The sequence below is a fragment of the Micromonospora sp. NPDC048868 genome, assembly GCF_043198195.1.
Classification (GTDB): domain Bacteria; phylum Actinomycetota; class Actinomycetes; order Mycobacteriales; family Micromonosporaceae; genus Micromonospora; species Micromonospora reichwaldensis.
This window is the reverse complement of record NZ_JBICUN010000017.1, coordinates 135,517-150,937: the sequence shown is the minus strand read 5'-3', so window position 1 is coordinate 150,937 and position 15,421 is coordinate 135,517. Positions and strand designations below refer to the sequence as shown.

13 protein-coding genes are annotated in these 15,421 nt (G+C 73.4%); 6 read left to right on the top strand and 7 right to left on the bottom strand.

Annotated features, from left to right (window positions below):
• The first annotated feature begins 283 nt into the window (after positions 1–283).
• Complete coding sequence (locus tag ACGFNF_RS23995; RefSeq protein WP_393170783.1) at positions 284–625, top strand: hypothetical protein; 342 nt, start codon at positions 284–286, stop codon at positions 623–625.
• Positions 622–1,281, top strand: a complete 660-nt coding sequence (locus ACGFNF_RS23990) for a nucleotidyl transferase AbiEii/AbiGii toxin family protein (protein ID WP_393170780.1) — start codon at positions 622–624, stop codon at positions 1,279–1,281. The genes ACGFNF_RS23995 and ACGFNF_RS23990 overlap by 4 nt, the downstream gene beginning before the upstream one ends.
• A gap of 172 nt (positions 1,282–1,453) precedes the next feature.
• On the opposite strand, the gene ACGFNF_RS23985 is transcribed toward ACGFNF_RS23990, so the two are convergent.
• Complete coding sequence (locus ACGFNF_RS23985; RefSeq protein WP_357580913.1) at positions 1,454–2,356, bottom strand: SDR family oxidoreductase; 903 nt, start codon at positions 2,354–2,356, stop codon at positions 1,454–1,456.
• Between the two features lie 212 nt (positions 2,357–2,568).
• Here ACGFNF_RS23985 and ACGFNF_RS23980 point away from each other — a divergent pair, with 212 nt between their 5' ends.
• Positions 2,569–4,359, top strand: a complete 1,791-nt coding sequence (locus tag ACGFNF_RS23980; protein WP_393170778.1) for a bifunctional metallophosphatase/5'-nucleotidase — start codon at positions 2,569–2,571, stop codon at positions 4,357–4,359.
• A gap of 112 nt (positions 4,360–4,471) precedes the next feature.
• Here ACGFNF_RS23980 and ACGFNF_RS23975 read toward each other — a convergent pair whose 3' ends face one another.
• From ACGFNF_RS23975 to ACGFNF_RS23965, 3 genes are all read right to left on the bottom strand, one after another.
• Positions 4,472–6,148, bottom strand: a complete 1,677-nt coding sequence (locus ACGFNF_RS23975) for an ABC-F family ATP-binding cassette domain-containing protein (RefSeq protein WP_393170776.1) — start codon at positions 6,146–6,148, stop codon at positions 4,472–4,474.
• Between the two features lie 266 nt (positions 6,149–6,414).
• Positions 6,415–6,606 carry a hypothetical protein gene (locus tag ACGFNF_RS23970; protein WP_393170774.1) on the bottom strand — a complete coding sequence of 64 codons (192 nt, stop codon included), beginning with the start codon at positions 6,604–6,606 and terminating at the stop codon, positions 6,415–6,417.
• A 221-nt stretch (positions 6,607–6,827) separates the two neighbouring features.
• Positions 6,828–7,958, bottom strand: a complete 1,131-nt coding sequence (locus ACGFNF_RS23965; RefSeq protein ID WP_393170772.1) for a geranylgeranyl reductase family protein — start codon at positions 7,956–7,958, stop codon at positions 6,828–6,830.
• 203 nt (positions 7,959–8,161) lie between these two features.
• On the opposite strand from ACGFNF_RS23965, the gene ACGFNF_RS23960 reads away from it, so the two are divergent.
• Positions 8,162–8,398, top strand: coding sequence for a hypothetical protein (locus tag ACGFNF_RS23960; RefSeq protein ID WP_132239717.1), 237 nt, complete (start codon positions 8,162–8,164; stop codon positions 8,396–8,398).
• A gap of 55 nt (positions 8,399–8,453) precedes the next feature.
• On the top strand, positions 8,454–9,908 hold the full coding sequence (locus ACGFNF_RS23955; RefSeq protein ID WP_393170770.1) for an MFS transporter: 1,455 nt from the start codon (positions 8,454–8,456) through the stop codon (positions 9,906–9,908).
• A 202-nt stretch (positions 9,909–10,110) separates the two neighbouring features.
• Here the strand turns inward: ACGFNF_RS23955 and ACGFNF_RS23950 are convergent, their stop codons facing one another.
• From ACGFNF_RS23950 to ACGFNF_RS23940, 3 genes are all read right to left on the bottom strand, one after another.
• Positions 10,111–10,704 (bottom strand): hypothetical protein, encoded by a 594-nt coding sequence (locus ACGFNF_RS23950; RefSeq protein WP_393170768.1) that lies wholly within the window; start codon positions 10,702–10,704, stop codon positions 10,111–10,113.
• A 1,217-nt stretch (positions 10,705–11,921) separates the two neighbouring features.
• The gene (locus ACGFNF_RS23945) at positions 11,922–12,629 is read right to left on the bottom strand and encodes a hypothetical protein (RefSeq protein WP_393170766.1); all 708 of its coding nucleotides are present in this window, start codon (positions 12,627–12,629) and stop codon (positions 11,922–11,924) included.
• A 250-nt stretch (positions 12,630–12,879) separates the two neighbouring features.
• Positions 12,880–14,007: a DUF3626 domain-containing protein gene (locus tag ACGFNF_RS23940; protein ID WP_393170764.1), complete on the bottom strand. Its 1,128-nt coding sequence runs from the start codon at positions 14,005–14,007 to the stop codon at positions 12,880–12,882.
• A gap of 362 nt (positions 14,008–14,369) precedes the next feature.
• Here ACGFNF_RS23940 and ACGFNF_RS23935 point away from each other — a divergent pair, with 362 nt between their 5' ends.
• Positions 14,370–15,314: an anti-sigma factor RsbA family regulatory protein gene (locus ACGFNF_RS23935; protein WP_393170762.1), complete on the top strand. Its 945-nt coding sequence runs from the start codon at positions 14,370–14,372 to the stop codon at positions 15,312–15,314.
• Positions 15,315–15,421: the final 107 nt, after the last annotated feature.

Sequence of the window (15,421 nt, the reverse complement as noted above, 5' to 3'; positions counted from 1 at the left end):
TTCGGCGCGGTGGGGGTGGGCCCCGCGGTCCCCAGCGCAGGGATCAAGCCTGACCGCCCGGAGCCGGGCACGGCGGGCCACACCCCCACCACGACGCACCGCACCCCACGAAACATCCCGACGCCGGCAGTAACCACCACGCCGAGAATGCAGAACCCCAGCCCCGGCGACCCGCACTCACCGCCAGCCAGGAGCACGAAAACGAGCCCGACCACGCCCCGCCAGCCGCGACACCGGCGAAACCGCGATCCCCAGCGGCCCGACCTGGGGTTACCCTGACATCATGCAGGCCCTCTCCCCCGCTCCGACCCGCGCGGCCCATCTGGCCCGCCCGGGCCGGCCCGCCGTGGTGGCCCGCACCCTCACCGAGCTGGCCGGCCCCACCCGTGGGGTGGTGGAGCTGCCGGTGCGGCTGATGTGGAACTCCGACCGCACCTTCGACCTGGGCGATCCGGACGAACTGCTCTGGATGTACGAGAACGTGCTGCGCGAGACCACCCGCGCGGAGGATCTCCGGTTGCTCATCAACGGGCGCACGTTGCGCCGGGTGTGGCGGCTGCTCAACCTGCCCCGGGGCGTACGCCAGGCATGGGAGAGCCACCACCGGGGGCTGCGTACGGCGTGAGCACCGCCCACCCGCACGAGTTCTACCGCGAGGTGGCCCGGGTAGCCCTGTCCGCTGCCGGGCCGTACCGGTTCGTGCTCGGCGGCGGGGTGGCCTGGGCGGCGCACGGGCTGGTGACCCGCCCGACGGAGGACGTGGACCTGTTCGCGGACGTGGAGGGGGCCGCTGCCGCGGCTGCGGACGGGGTGCGGACGGCACTGGAGCGGGCGGGGTTCGAGGTGACCGACGCCGACCCCGACAGCGAGCTGGCCGAGCTGTTCGACGGCTTCGACCGGGACCTGAGGGACTTCGTGGTGAGCCGGGACGGACGGCTCATCCGGCTCAGCCTGGCCCGCCTCGACCGGCACCGGAGCCCCGTGGTGATGGACCTCGGCCCGGTGATGGACGTGCGGGACCTGATGGCGAACAAGACCGCTGCCCTGGTCAACCGGCGGGAGGTCCGGGACTACATCGACGTCGCGGCCGCCCTCGAGCACCACGACGTGGCGGAGCTGCTGGAACTGGCCCGCCAGCTCGACCCGGCCCTGGACGAGGACGACGTACGGGCCGCCGGCCGCTACCTGGACCGGCTGCCCGACCGCCGGTTCGCCCGCTACGGGCTGGAGCCCGCCGCCGTAGCCCAGGTCCGTACCCGCCTGGCCCCCTGGCCCCGCTGACCACCCACCCGCCATCCCCCGTCCCTCCGCGCGCCCGGCGGCCCGCGCCTCTCGCGTCGATCATGCACTTCTGGTGGGCGGGAAGTACTGATCCGTCCCTTTCGCGGGGCACCACAAGTGCATGATCGACGCGGGCCAGCGAGGGGTGCGGGTCAGCGCGGGCGGGGCGGGGTTACTTTGTCGGGCGGCCGCCCGTTACGCCGAGGATCTCGCCGGTGACGTAGCTGGATTCCTGGGAGGCGAAGAAGACGTACGCCGGGGCCAGCTCGGCCGGCTGACCGGGGCGTCCCTCCGGGGTGTCCTGGCCGAACTTCTCGACCTTCTCGTTCGGCATCGTCGCCGGGATCAGCGGCGTCCAGATCGGGCCCGGCGCCACCGCGTTCACCCGGATCCCCCGGTCGGCCAGGTCGGCGGCGAGCGCCTTGGTGAAGTTGGCGATCCCCGCCTTGGTGGTGGCGTAGTCAAGCAGCTGCGGCGAGGGGTCGAACGCCTGGATCGACGAGGTGTTGATGATCGCCGAGCCCTCGGACATGTGCGGCACGGCCGCCCGGCAGAGCCAGAACATGGCGTACAGGTTGGTCTTCAGCACCCGGTCGAACTGCTCGCCGCTGATGCCGAGGATGCCCTTGTCCTGTGCCATCTGGTAGGCCGCGTTGTTGACCAGGATGTCGATCCCGCCGAGGTCGCGCAGGGCCCGCTCGACCAGCTCCTGGCAGTGCCCCTCGTCGGTGATGTCGCCGCGTACCGCGATGCCCTTGCGGCCGGCCTCCTCGACCAGCCGGACGGTCTCCCGGGCGTCGGCGTCCTCCTCCTCGCTGAGGTAGGAGATGAGCACGTCGGCGCCCTCCCGGGCGTACGCGATGGCGATCGCGCGGCCGATGCCGGAGTCGCCACCGGTGATCAACGCCCGCCGGCCGTCGAGCTTGCCGCTGCCGCGGTACGACTCCTCGCCGTGGTCCGGCTTCGGGGTCATCTCCTCCGTCGAGCCGGGCGGCGTCTGCTGCTGCTTCGGTTGTCCCTCCTGCTGGCCGTACTGGCTGGTGGGGTCCTGCTGGGTGTGCTGGTCCTCGCTCACCGACGTCTCCTCGCGCACCGGTCGGGTCTGGGGTCTCCCCCGCCCTACCCTGCGGCGGCAAGCGGAAACGGCTGTCGCCGTGTTACATGACCATGCCCCTGCGCGCCGGTGTGATGAAACACCTCGGGCGGCTGTGGCAGGAGTGACCGCCGCTCGTTTATGGTGCGCTCGGCGCTCACCGGGCGTCCCGAACCCCCATGGAAAGGCACCTCATGACCTCTCCCTCCGGCCCGTCGCGTCGGACGGTGCTCGCCGCCGCGGCCGCGGCGGCGAGCGTCCCGCTGATCGCCGCCACCCCCGCCCAGGCGGCCGGCCCGGCCCGGTCGCGGACCTGGGACCTGACGATCCTCGGCACCTCGGACACCCACGGCAACGTCTACAACTGGGACTACTACTCCGACGCCGAGTACGACGACAGCAAGCACAACGACGTGGGCGTCGCCAAGCTGGCCGCTCTCGTCACGCAGATCCGCGCCGAGCGGCGCGGCAAGGCGACGCTGGTGCTCGACGCCGGCGACACCATCCAGGGCACCCCGCTGGCCACCTTCTACGCCAAGCAGGAGCCGATCACCACCACCGGTGCGACGCACCCGATGGCCAACGCCATGAACGTGCTCGGCTACGACGCCGTGACGCTGGGCAACCACGAGTTCAACTACGGCCTGCCGCTGCTGGCGAAGTGGATCTCGCAGCTGGGCTTCCCGGCGCTGGCCGCCAACGCCGTCAACGTCGCCACCGGCAAGCCGGCCTTCCTGCCGTACGTCATCAAGAAGGTCTCCGTCGGCTTCGCCGCACCGCCGCTGCGCGTCGGCATCCTCGGCCTGACCAACCCGGGCAGCGCGATCTGGGACCGGGCCAACGTCGAGGGCAAGCTGCGGTTCGACGACATGATCGCCACCGCCGCGAAGTACGTGCCGATGATGCGGGCGCGCGGCGCCGACATCGTGCTGATCTCCGCCCACGGCGGCGACAGCGGCACCTCCAGCTACGGCCCGGAGCTGCCGATCGAGAACCCGACGGCGCTGATCGCCCAGCAGGTCCCCGGCATCGACGCGATCCTGTTCGGCCACGCCCACGCCGAGGTCGCCGAGAAGTTCGTGGCCAACGAGCAGACCGGCGAGCAGGTGCTGCTCACCGAGCCGTCGAAGTGGGGCCAGCGGCTGAGCCGGATGGACTTCACCCTGACCCGCGAGCGGGGCCGCTGGAAGATCACCAAGAAGTCCGCCGCCCTGCTGAACACCAACACCGTGGTCGAGGACCCGAAGGTCCTCGCCGCCGTACGGGCACAGCACCAGAAGACCGTCGCGTACGTCAACCAGGTCGTGGCCCGCTCCACCGTCGAGCTGTCGGCGGCGGAGAGCCGCTACAGGGACACCCCCATCCTGGACTTCATCAACCACGTGCAGACCGAGGTCGTCGGTCAGGCGCTGGCCGGCACGGCGTACGCGGACCTGCCGGTGCTGTCGATCGCGGCACCGTTCAGCCGCACCGCGGTCTTCCCCGCCGGCGACGTGAAGATCCGCGACGTGGCCGGGCTGTACGTCTTCGACAACACCCTCGAGGCGGTCGTGCTCAGCGGCGCCGAGGTGCGCGCCTATCTGGAGTACTCGGCGAAGTACTTCCGGACCCTCGCCCCCGGCGCCCCGGTCGACCCGGCGACGATCAGCGACCCGGCCGTGCCGGACTACAACTACGACGTCTTCTCCGGCCTGGACTACGACATCGACATCTCCAGGCCGGTGGGGCAGCGCGTCACCCGCCTGGTGCTGCCCGGCACCGACACGCCGGTGGCTGACAACGCGCAGTTCGTGGTGGCGGTCAACAACTACCGGCGCAGCGGCGGCGGCAACTTCCCCGGCATCGTGAAGACCCAGGTCTACAACGAGCAGCAGGAGATCCGGCAGCTGCTGATCGACTGGGCGCAGGCCAAGGGCACCATCGACCCGGCGGACTTCTACCAGCCGAACTGGCGGCTGGTGCGCGAGGGCGTGCCGGTCTTCTGATCCCCCGCATGACCGGACGGGCCGTGGGCTGATCGCCTGCGGCCCGCCCGGCGGCACGACCGGCCCGGTGCCACGTACGCGACGTCACACCGGGCCGGCTCCGCGAGGCGGGTCAGCGTCGTTCGCGGCCGGTGACCCGACCGCCGATCTCCAGTCGCGGCCAGTCGGCGAGGTCCCGCAGCAGCTGCCGGTCGTGCGTGGCGACCACGACGGCGGCGCCCGTGTCGCGGATCGCCTCGGTCAGCTCGTCGACAAGCGCCGACGACAGGTGGTTGGTCGGCTCGTCGAGCAGGATCAGCCCGGGCCGCCCGGCCAGCGCCAACGCCAGGTCGAGGCGCCGCTGCTGCCCCTGCGACATCCGCCCGACCGGGGTGCGCATCGCATCGGAGTCCAGCAGCCCGAGCGCCCCGAGCGGGACGGCCTCGGCGTCGCGGAGCACCCCGCGGGCCACCAGCCGCCCCACGTGGCGGGCGTGGACCTCGCGGGCGGTGAGGCCGGGGTCGTGCGCGGCGGTCTCCTGGTCGATCAGGGCGAGCCGTGCCTCCTTCGCCGTCCAGACGCGTCCGTCCGTGGGCCGGAGCGCGCCGGCCAGTACCGCGAGCAGCGTGGACTTCCCGGCACCGTTCGCCCCGGTGACCAGCAGCCGGTCTCCGCCGTCGAGGGTGAGGTCGACCGGACAGGCCAGGCGCCCGTCGACGGCGACGCCGTACGCCCGCAACTGTGGCGCACCCCGCCGGACGCTCAGGTCGGGCCACCGCAGGGTCGGCGGCGGCTCCGGCACGTCGATCCGGTGCGCCCGGAGGGCATCCTGCTGGCGGTGCAGCGCCTGCACGACGCCCGGCGCGCGGGACTGGCGCTGGTGCTTACCGGTCCCCTTGTCCGGCCGCCAGCCGGTGGAGAGCCGGTCGCGGGCCATGGACACCGCGTTCTGCAGCCGCTGGTGCTCGGCCTGCTGCTCCTCGTGGTCCTGCTCCCAGGACTCACGTTCGCGGCGTCGGGCTTCCTGCCAGGCGTCGTAGCCGCCGGCGTACAGGCGCGGCGTCCCGTCGCGCGTCGGGTCGAGGTCGAGGAAGCGGTCCGCGACGTCGCGCAGCAGCGCCCGGTCGTGGCTGACGACGGCGAGGCCGCCGCCGTGCTCACGCAGCCTGCGGGTCAGGAAGTCCAGCCCGTCGGCGTCGAGGTGGTTGGTCGGCTCGTCGAGCAGCAGCACGTCGTGCCGCGCGCCGAGCAGGCACGCCAGCCGTACCCGGTAGCGCTGCCCGACGGAGAGCTCCGACAACGCGCGGTCGCGGTCCGTGCACGCCCCCAGGGCCTCCAGGGCGACATCGACGCGGCGCTCGGCGTCCCACGCGTCGAGCCCGGTGGCGGCCTCCAGGGCAACGGCGTAGCGGTCCCCGGCGCCGGGATCGCCCGCGGCCACGGCGAGCGACGCCTCGTCCAGCGCGGCGAGGGCCGCCAACGACGCGGCCAGCGCCTCGGACGTCAGGGTGCCGACGGTCTCACCGTCACGCGCGGACAACTCCTGCCGGGCCAGGCCGATCGTGCCCGCCCGGTGCACGGTGCCCTCGTCGGGCGCGATCAGGCCGGCGAGAACGTGCAGCAGCGTCGTCTTGCCGCGGCCGTTCTCGCCGACGACGGCGATCCGGGACCGGGCGGAGACAGTCACCGACACGTCGTCGAGGACCCGTCGGGAGCCGCGGACGACGGCGACGCCGTTGGCGCGGACGTGCGCGGCGCCGCCCGCCGTGACGGGCAGGGACAGGGTTTCGGAAGTCGGGGTGAGGTTCACAAGGGTGCTCCGCAGCTCGTGGTGGAGCCGGGCAGCAACAAGCGGCCGCCCGGCGGGAACCGGGACGGCGAGCGCGGATTCAGCAGAGAGCAGGCGCCGCCGTCAGCGGGCGGAGCGGACCTTCTGCGACCAGATACCTCGTGCCATGGCGGCCAGGTTAGCAGCGCGGGCGCTCCCGCTCGTCCGGATTTCGCTCCGTCGGGCGGGCCGTACGACGAACCGGCAGGAACGGTGCTGGAGCTGCGTCCCGTTCCCCGGGCAGGGCGTCACGCCCCGTGCCGCAGGTCCCACCGGTCGCGCTCGTCGCCCGGATCCGGCTGGTCCCGCCGCGGATCGGTCTCCGTCAGCGCCGTCCGCTCCTCCGGGCGGACCGCGGGCGGCAACTCGCCGAAGCGCACGTGCCGCAGGAAGTTGTACTCGTCGTCGGTGAACGCCGGTCCGGAGCGATCTTCTGCCATGGCTTCTCTCCCTCGACGTCTTCATTGTGTGCGGTGGTGACGACGGACACCACCGCTAGGGCATCCTAGGATCCTGGGCGAAAGGCGGGGCCGGTGGAGTTGTGGTGCGCGTCGGGCGGGCGTGCGGTCAGGCGTGCGCGCCAGAAAGGTGCGGCCAGGACGTGCGCCTCCGTGGCCGGGTTAGAAGGTGCGGTCAGGACGTGCGTGCCCCGTGGCCGGGTTCAGCCGGCCCGTGGCCGGTCCAGCAGCGACAGCGCCGCCCGGACCGGGGCGCGACGCAACGTCTCGTCGAAGCTCGCCCGGCCCTGGCAGAACCGCACGAACATCTGCCAGCCGGGCGGCGTGGCCAGCAACGCGTGGAAGACCCCCGGCCGCCGGGCGAACACGTCGAGCAGCCGGTGCCCGGCGCGCATCGACGGCACCAGGTCCCGGGTGACCGCGCGGTCGTAGCCCGCCAGGTCACCGGCGGCGACCGCCGCGCCGGCCAGTTCGCCGGAACGCAGCGCGTAGCTGATCCCCTCTCGGCTCCACGGCTCCAGCAGCCCCGCGGCGTCGCCCGCGACCAGCACCCGGCCCCGACGCAGCGGCGAGTCCTCGGCCCGGCAACGGGTCAGGTGGCCGGAGTCGTGCGCCGGCTCCACACCGGACAGGCCCAGCCGGTCGACGAACCCGCGCAGGTAGGCCCTGGTCCGCTCCCCCTCGCCCCGGGCGGCGATCACCCCGACCGTCAGCCGGTCGCCCTTCGGGAAGACCCAGGCGTACGAGCCGGGCAGCGGACCCCAGTCCAGCAGGAGACGGCTCCGCCAGCGGGCCTGCTCCTCCGGCGGCACGGGCAGCTCCAGCTCCAGCCCCAGGTCCACCTGCCGGTGGCGGACCCCCACGTGCCGGGCGGTCACCCCCGAGGAGCCGTCCGCCCCGACCACCGCCCGCGCGTGGACCGTGTCCCCGTCGGCCAGCCTCAGGCGTACGACGTCGGGGTCCTGCTCGACCGCGCGGACCGCGACGCGCTCGCGGACCTCGGCACCGGCGGCGACCGCGGCGGCCCGCAGCCGGTCGTCGAACTCCTCCCGGCGCACCATGCTGACCAGCGGACCGCCGGGATGGCGGCGGGTGAACCGGCGACGCCCGTCCCGGGTGAACGTCACCCGGTCGACCCGGTCGTGCGCGGGCACCTCGATCCGGCCGGCCACCGCCGCGAGCGAGGTGCCGATCAGCCCGCCCCCGCAGGTCTTGTAGCGCGGGTGCGCGGCGCGCTCCACCACCAGTGTGCGCACGCCCGCCCGGGCGGCGGCGTGGGCGGCGGAGAGCCCGGCGGGGCCGGCGCCGACGACGGCGAGATCCCAGACGATCACTGGTGCAGCCTAGGGCAAGCCGCAGCCCGCGGCGCCGACGGCGCGGCGAGCACGTGCAGCCTGGCCAGCGCCTGCCGGGGTGCCTTCGGCCGGAGCGCGGCCACCGGCACCGCCCGATCGGGTGGGCATCTTCGCCCGTCCACCGGGTAATCGCGCGGCGTAACCGCCCGCGCAGGGGCGGGACAGGCGAAGGAGGAAAGGCCATGCGGCAGGTGCAGCTGTCGGATGTCGAGGAGCGGGTGTACGACGCGGTCGCGGCGCTGGAGGCCCGGGGACAGGTGCCGTACCCGGACCTGATCGCCGAGGAGGCCGGTCTCACCGAGGAGCAGTTGCGGGCGCCGCTGCACCAGCTCACCGAGAAGAACCTGTTGCACCGGGAGGACTCGCCGATGGCCGGGCTGGACTTCGGTCCCCGGTTCTGCGCCCGCCAGATGGCGTGAGCCGCCGAGCGCCTCGCGATGGTTCGCCTCCCGGGGACCGGGGCAACGCTCGACGATGCCCGAAGACCGGTCCACGGGAGGCGCGATGAGCCCGACCGGCACGACCGCGCCGCCGGACGACCGGCGCCGCTGGCAGGCCCTCGGGGTCGGGCTGGTCGCCGCCTTCATGACGCTGCTCGACGTGAGCATCGTCAACGTCGCCGTCCCGTCCATCGACCGCGCCCTCGGGGCCTCCCCCAGCGACCTGCAGTGGGTGCTCTCCGGGTACGCCCTGACGTTCGGGCTGGTGCTGGTCTCCGCCGGCCGCTTCGGCGACGCACGCGGCCGGCGGAGCGCGTTCGTCTTCGGGATCGCCCTTTTCACCCTGGCCAGCGCGCTGGCCGGGCTGGCCGCCTCACCCGGGTGGCTGATCGCGGCCCGGCTGCTCCAGGGCGCCGCCGCCGGGGTGGTGAACCCGCAGGTCACCGGGCTCATCCAGGAGCTCTTCCAGGGGCCGGAGCGGGGTCGCCCGTTCGGGCTGCTCGGCGCCACCATCGGCATCTCCACGGCCGTCGGCCCGCTGCTCGGCGGCCTGCTGATCGCCGTCGGCGGCGAGGCGCACGGCTGGCGATGGGTGTTCTTCGTCAACGTGCCGGTCGGCGTCCTCGCGGTGGTCCTCGGCTGGCGGCTGCTCCCCAGCCGACCCGCCGGCCCACGGGACCACCGGCGGCTGGACCCCGTCGGGGTGCTGCTGCTCGGCGTGGGGGTGCTGGCCGTGCTGTTGCCGCTGGTGCAGCAGGAATGGCGGAGCCCGGCGAAGTGGCTGCTCGTTCCGGCGGGGCTGCTCGCCCTGGCCGGCTTCGGGGCGTGGGAACGGTGGTACGGCCGCCGCCAGGAACCGCTGTTCGACCTGGGGCTGTTCGGCTTCCGGTCGTACGCCCTGGGATCGCTCATCGCGCTTGTCTACTTCGGCGGGTTCACCGCGATCTTCTTCATCTTCACGCTCTACCTGCAGAACGGCCTCGGCTACAGCGCGCTGGTCGCCGGCCTGGCCATCACCCCGTTCGCGCTGGGCTCGGCCGCGGCGTCCGCGCTCGGCGGCCGGATCGTCAACCGCTTCGGGCGTCCCCTGGTCGCGGTCGGGCTGCTCACCGTGGTGGTGGGACTCGTCGCGGTGGTCGTCGTGCTGAACCTGGCCCCGAGGGGTGCCGCCGTGCCGTGGCTGACCGCGGCCCCCCTGCTGGTGGCCGGGCTGGGCAGCGGTCTGGTGATCGCGCCGAACCAGACGCTGACCCTGTCCCAGGTGCCGGTGCGGCAGGCGGGCAGCGGGGCCGGCATGCTCCAGACCGGCCAGCGGATCGGTTCCGCCGCCGGAATCGCCGCCGTCGGCTCGGTCTTCTTCTCCTCGCTGGCCGCCAGCGGCGGGGACTTCTCGCTCGCGTTCCGGCACTCGCTGCTGCTGGCCGCCGGGGTGATCGCGCTCGCGCTGGTCGCGGCCCTGGTCGACGTCGCCTTCAGCCACCGCCGGTGACGACGGTCCCCAACAGTTCAGCCGGGCGTCGGGCCAGGCCTGGGCCAGCTGTCACGACGGCCGACGCCCCCGGCCCGCACCCGCCGGCGGGAAGCCAGGTCGCCGCGCCCGCCCCGGTCTGCCATCCCGTCATCGTGGCCCGACATGCGTCTGGCCGGTACCCCGGGCGGGGTGCCGGCCAGCGGCGATACGGCTACTGCTGTCAGCTGTTCCAGTGCTCGGCGACCAGGTCGGCGGCCTGCTGCTCCCACTGGGCGTAGTGGTCCGGGTACGCCGACACCTGCACCGTCTGCGCGGCCTTGGTCAGCGGCATGTCCTGCCACCCGTCGACCTGCTTCAGACCCTTCAGGAACGCGGTGGTGGAGTACTCGGGGTCGGTGATCTGCTCGACCGTGCCCCACCCGGAGGAGGGGCGCTGCTGGAACAGGCCCTGCGAGTCGTGGTCGTTGCGGTCACCCAGATGACCCAGGTTCTCCAGCTTCGACTCCTGCAAGGCGGTGGCGATCGACACGACGGCGGCGCGCTCGTCCATGCCGGCCTTCTTCGTCGCGGCAATGATCGCCTTCACGTTGGTGACCTGCTCGTCGGACAGGTCGACGTGCGACTGGGCGCCCTGCACACCGTGCGGAATCAGCTTGCCCTCGTCGACCGACGGCGTGTCGGCCTGCACGGCCACCGCCACCGGCGTCGACTCCACCGACGGGGCCGCGTGCGCGGTCGCGGGACCGGCAAACACGCCACCGGCGAACGCGAGACCAGCAATACCGAGAACGCTCTTACGCATGATCGTGTTCATCAGAAACGCTCCATTCGGGGGTTGGCACCCAAGCCGAGGGGGATCGGCTTTCACGCGGGTGCAAGCACCGTCCGGCGCTCATACGAACTCAAAGGGGACTCATGCAAACTCAAGCAGGGTCTCCAGCGAAACCGGAGAGGATCTCCAACGAGGCATGGAGAGGATCTCCGACGATCAAGCCGGAGTTGCGAAGATCAGAGGGAAGATCAGATTCGGCCGTGCCGGCCGGATGTCCAACCCGTGCGGGCCGGAAACAGGGGGCCGGGCTGTCGAGCGGGGCGGGGGGACGCCCTCACGTCGGCCGGACCATGTGTAACCACCGCCGGCCCGCCATCATTCCGGGGACCCCGGGCACGCCATCTGTCGGAGCGGCGTGACCTCGGCGGGGGTGGTCTTGCTCGGTCGTACGCAGGGTGTAACGACCCCGCCCCGGCCACGATTCCGCCCCCACAATGCCCCCGGCCACACCCACAAACCGGACATCTCAGCACCGGGCGACCCCGACGACCACAGATCGGGCCGCAGCGAACGTGCTGACGAGCACGCACCCTGCAGCGGAGCCCCAATCCGAACCCCGGGGCGTGAACCGGACGCCGCCCGCGGCCACCTCATCGGCGGCTCTCTCCGGCGGACGCCGCCCAGCGATGTGGGCGACCTTGGCAGATACGAGCCCCTGGCGGGGCCCATTCCTTCCAAGATCGGCGAGTGCCGTCGCCGTGCTCCTCCTGGCCGCCACCTTTCCCGTCGGCTGGGGACGCAGCGGACGTAATCGAGAGCAGGGACGCCCGCGACCAGCCACCGGTGGAACACCACGGGTGTCTCCCGGCCCCGGTGACACCCATGGTGTTCCACCGGTGCCCCGGACGGCGGTGCGAGCCCGGGCTGAGGGGGTGGTCTCGTGAACGGGGCAGCTCGACAGGCCCCGGCTGGTCCACCACGACGCGACGCCGCGCCGCCTGCGGCCGGACAGCGGTCCGGATGCGGACCGTGGTCGCGACCGCAGTCCGGACACAGGCGTGGACGCGACCGCGGCCCGAGTGCGGGGCGTTGTCGGCGTGGACGCCACCGCAGTCCGGACACAGGCGTGGACGCGACCGCGGCCCGAGTGCGGGGCGCTGTCGGCGTGGACGCGACCGCGGCCCGAGTGCGGGGCGCTGTCGGCGTGGACGCGACCGGCCGGCCCCCGGAGGCGGGGGCCGGCCGGTGTCACGCGGGTGTCACCAGAGCTGGGAGACGATGTCCGCCGCCTGCTCCTCCCACTGCGCGTACGCGAAGGGGTAGGCCGAGACCTGCACCGTCTGCGCGGCGGAGGTCAGCGGCAGGTCCTGCCAGCCGCCCACGTTCTTGAGCGCGCTGAAGAACGCCTGCGAGGCGTACTCGGGGTCGGTGATCTGGTCGGGCGAACCCCAACCCGACGACGGACGCTGCTGGAACAGGCCCTGCGAGTCGTGGTCGTTGTACGCGCCCAGGTGGCCGAGGTTGTAGAGCTTCGACTCCTGCAGCGAGGTGGCGATCCCGATGACGGCGCCCCGCTCCCCCACGCCGGTCTCCTTGGCCTCCTCGATGATGGCCTTGGCGTTGGCGAGCTGCGCGTCGTCGAGCGGGATGCGCGACTGGGCGCCCTGCACGCCGTGCGGTACCAGCTCCTCGCGGCTGGGCTTGTCGGCGGACGGCCTGGTGGTGGTACCGCCCGTGGTCAGGGCCGACTCCTCGGCCGCGCCCGGCCTGCCCTTGCCGGTGGCCTGCTCGATCGCCGCCACGGCGCCCTCGTGGGGCGCGGTGGTGACCGGGGCGGCCACGGCCGTCGGCCCGAGGGCCAGGCCGCCGAGGGCGGCGACACCCACCACGCTGAGCGCGACCTTGCGGTTCGAGTCCTTCGAGTCCTTCGCGATGGCCGGGAGCCATCGAGTGAAGTCGTACTTCACGATGGTTGCCCTTTCGGTCAGGCGAAGCGCTCCCTGGATGAGCACTCCTTCGGGGGAACTTCCGCGCCGGACGGGGTTTCGGTTCCGGCGGTACGGGGGACACAACCAGCCCGACCCTGTCGGTCATTCCGGATATGAGCGGCTGCCGGTCGGCTGCGATCCGGGTCACTCGACACTCGTGACGGTCGGGCACGGACGGTGACGTCCCGGAGGCTCGCGGCGCCACCGGACGCTCGGTGCTCCGGTCGTCCTAGGCGGCGCGGGGGGCGCCGAAGTGCACGAGGACGTGCCAGAGCTGCTTGAGGTGTTGGAGGGTGACCTCCGTCGGCCCACGGTCGGCCCAGCGGGCCGGCTCCGTGACCACCGAGACCGCCGCGCGGCCGATCAGGGCGGCGTCGACCAGGTCGCCCGGCCGGGCGAACTCAGCGTGCACCCGGGCGGCCAGCGGCGGGATGGCCGGCCCCCGGAACTCCGCGTCGATCCGGTCGACGGGCAGCGCGAACCCGGCGTGCCAGCGCAGGGCGAAGCCGTGCTGCCGGGCGAGCGCGGCGAGCGTCGCCCCGGTCTCGGTGCCCTGGAAGGACGGGTCGACGACCATCGCCTCCACGTCCCGGGCGAGGCTCAGCTCGCCGTGGACCTGCGCCTCGATGTAGTCGTCGAGCGCACGGCCCGCCGTGCCGGGGGCCCACGCGGCGTCCTCGCGCCGGCGCAGCAGCGCCCGGGTCAGGGTCACCACGTCGCCCGGCACGCCGAGGCTGACCCCGGTGCCGTCGGTCGCGGCGAGCAGGGCCGCCAGCACCGGTTCGAAGACGTCCACGGTGCCCAGGTCGCGGGGCCCGAGGTGGCTGTCGCCGAAGCAGAACGTGGCCCGCGCCAGCACCTGCGGACGCAGCCGCAGGTGGCAGGAGCCGAACCGGGGGCACGCGCCGTCCGGGTGGTCGAGCAGGTTCAGGCCGCCGTACTTCGGCCGGTCGGCGGGGCGTACGCCGGGCGTCTGGTAGGCGCCGCCGAAGAGCGACTCCTCCCAGCGGTCCCGGTCGCCGCCGGGGAAGGCCGTCAGGCCGCCGTTGGAGATGCCGGTCTCGAACTGGCTGCGGTAGACGCCCTCGGCGGTGAGGGCGTCGACGACCGTACGCCCGTCGGCGAGCAGCCGGTCCGGGTGGAAGTTCAGGGTGAGCCGCCCGTTCGCGCCGACCGCCGCGATCAAATGCTCCGGCCCGTGGGCGACGCCCGAGCCGGCAAGCGCCCGGGCGATGGCGGCCAGGGCGGCGGGGCGCTCGCGCAGCGCCCCCTCGCGTACGTGGGCGAGGGCGGCGCGTTGGGCGGGGGTGAGTGCCGGCGCCGCGCACGTGGCGGCCGGTTCGGTGGTGGGTCGCACGGCGACGAATCTCCCCCATCAACGGGCCGGGACGCACCCCGTTTTCGGGTTCCGGAGGGCGACGCGTCGCGGCTGTCGTCCAACCGCGAAGGCCACCCGGAGGTCGCCACCGGACGAGCGATCGTGACCCGTAATCATGGTCGTGGGCGGGCGGTGCCCGGTCCGTGCCGGGCCGGATGGGCGGCGGCGTTCACCCGGTGGGCCGGCGCCGGGACCGGCGATTACAGTAAGGCCCGAAGTGGAAGGCGACGGATGACTGGTGGTGCGGTGGTCGAGCAGGTGCCCCACCGGATGGTCGCGGGGTGCCGCCACCACCGGCGGTGGTGCGAGACCGGGTTCGCCGACACCCTGGGACACCCGGCGTGACCGGGGCGCGGCACGCCCGGGCGGCGGGTGCCTTCGTGCACGAAGGGCTCTTCTACCACGATCGGGAGGGTCTGCTCGCTGGCACGGTGCCGTTCATCACCGACGGTCTCGCCGCCGGGGAGCCGGTGCTGGTCGCGATGCCCGGCGCGAACCTGCGGCTGGTCCGCGCCGCCGTCGGCCCCACGGACGCGGTGCGCTGGGCGGACATGTCGGAGGCCGGCCGGAACCCGGGACGGATCATCCCCTGGGTGTTGCAGGCGTTCATCGACCAGCACGCCGGCCGGCGTGCGCGGATCATCGGCGAGCCGATCTGGGCCGGGCGCAGCGACACGGAGTATCCGGCGTGCGCCCAGCACGAGGCGCTGATCAACATGGCGTTCGCCGGGCGTGAGGCGACCATCCTCTGCCCGTACGACACGGCCCGGCTCGACGCCGACGTGCTCGCCGACGCGTACGCCACGCACCCGATCCTCGTCGACGACGCCGGGCGACGGCCGAGTGCCGAGTACGCCCCGGCGGACGTGGTCGCCCGCTACAACAAGCCCCTGGCCAGCCCGACGGAGCCCGTTTCGGCGCTGGTCTACGAGGTCGACACGCTGTCCGCCGTGCGCCGGTTCGTGGCCGGGCACGGCGCGGCCGTGGGGCTGGACGAGGACCGGCTGGCCGATCTGCAGATCGCGGTGACCGAGCTGGCGACGAACAGCGTCGCGCACGCCGGCGGCACCGGCGTGCTGCGCGTGTGGCGTACCGCCGAGCACCTGGTCTGCGAGATCCGCGACGACGGCTGGCTGGCCGACCCGCTGGCCGGGCGGCTGACCCCGGCCGCGAACGGCATCGGCGGCCGGGGGCTGGTGATCGTGCAGGCGCTGTGCGACCTGGTCCGCGTGCACACCACCGCCGTCGGGACGACCGTCCGGATGTACGTGCGGCACCCGGCGTGACCTTGCGCTCGACGGGGTCACCCCGGAAGGTGACCGGGAGAACGCCGGCGTGACCCCACGCGGCGGCGCCGGCCGCGAAGCGGCCCCGGACAGTCGCTGAGCGGCTG

Coding starts and splice junctions, on each gene's coding strand:
- ACGFNF_RS23950 (WP_393170768.1), bottom strand. CDS start 10,704: ATGAACACGATCATGCGTAAGAGCGTTCTCGGTATTGCTGGTCTCGCG.
- ACGFNF_RS23995 (WP_393170783.1), top strand. CDS start 284: ATGCAGGCCCTCTCCCCCGCTCCGACCCGCGCGGCCCATCTGGCCCGC.
- ACGFNF_RS23960 (WP_132239717.1), top strand. CDS start 8,162: ATGCGGCAGGTGCAGCTGTCGGATGTCGAGGAGCGGGTGTACGACGCG.
- ACGFNF_RS23980 (WP_393170778.1), top strand. CDS start 2,569: ATGACCTCTCCCTCCGGCCCGTCGCGTCGGACGGTGCTCGCCGCCGCG.
- ACGFNF_RS23955 (WP_393170770.1), top strand. CDS start 8,454: ATGCCCGAAGACCGGTCCACGGGAGGCGCGATGAGCCCGACCGGCACG.
- ACGFNF_RS23970 (WP_393170774.1), bottom strand. CDS start 6,606: ATGGCAGAAGATCGCTCCGGACCGGCGTTCACCGACGACGAGTACAAC.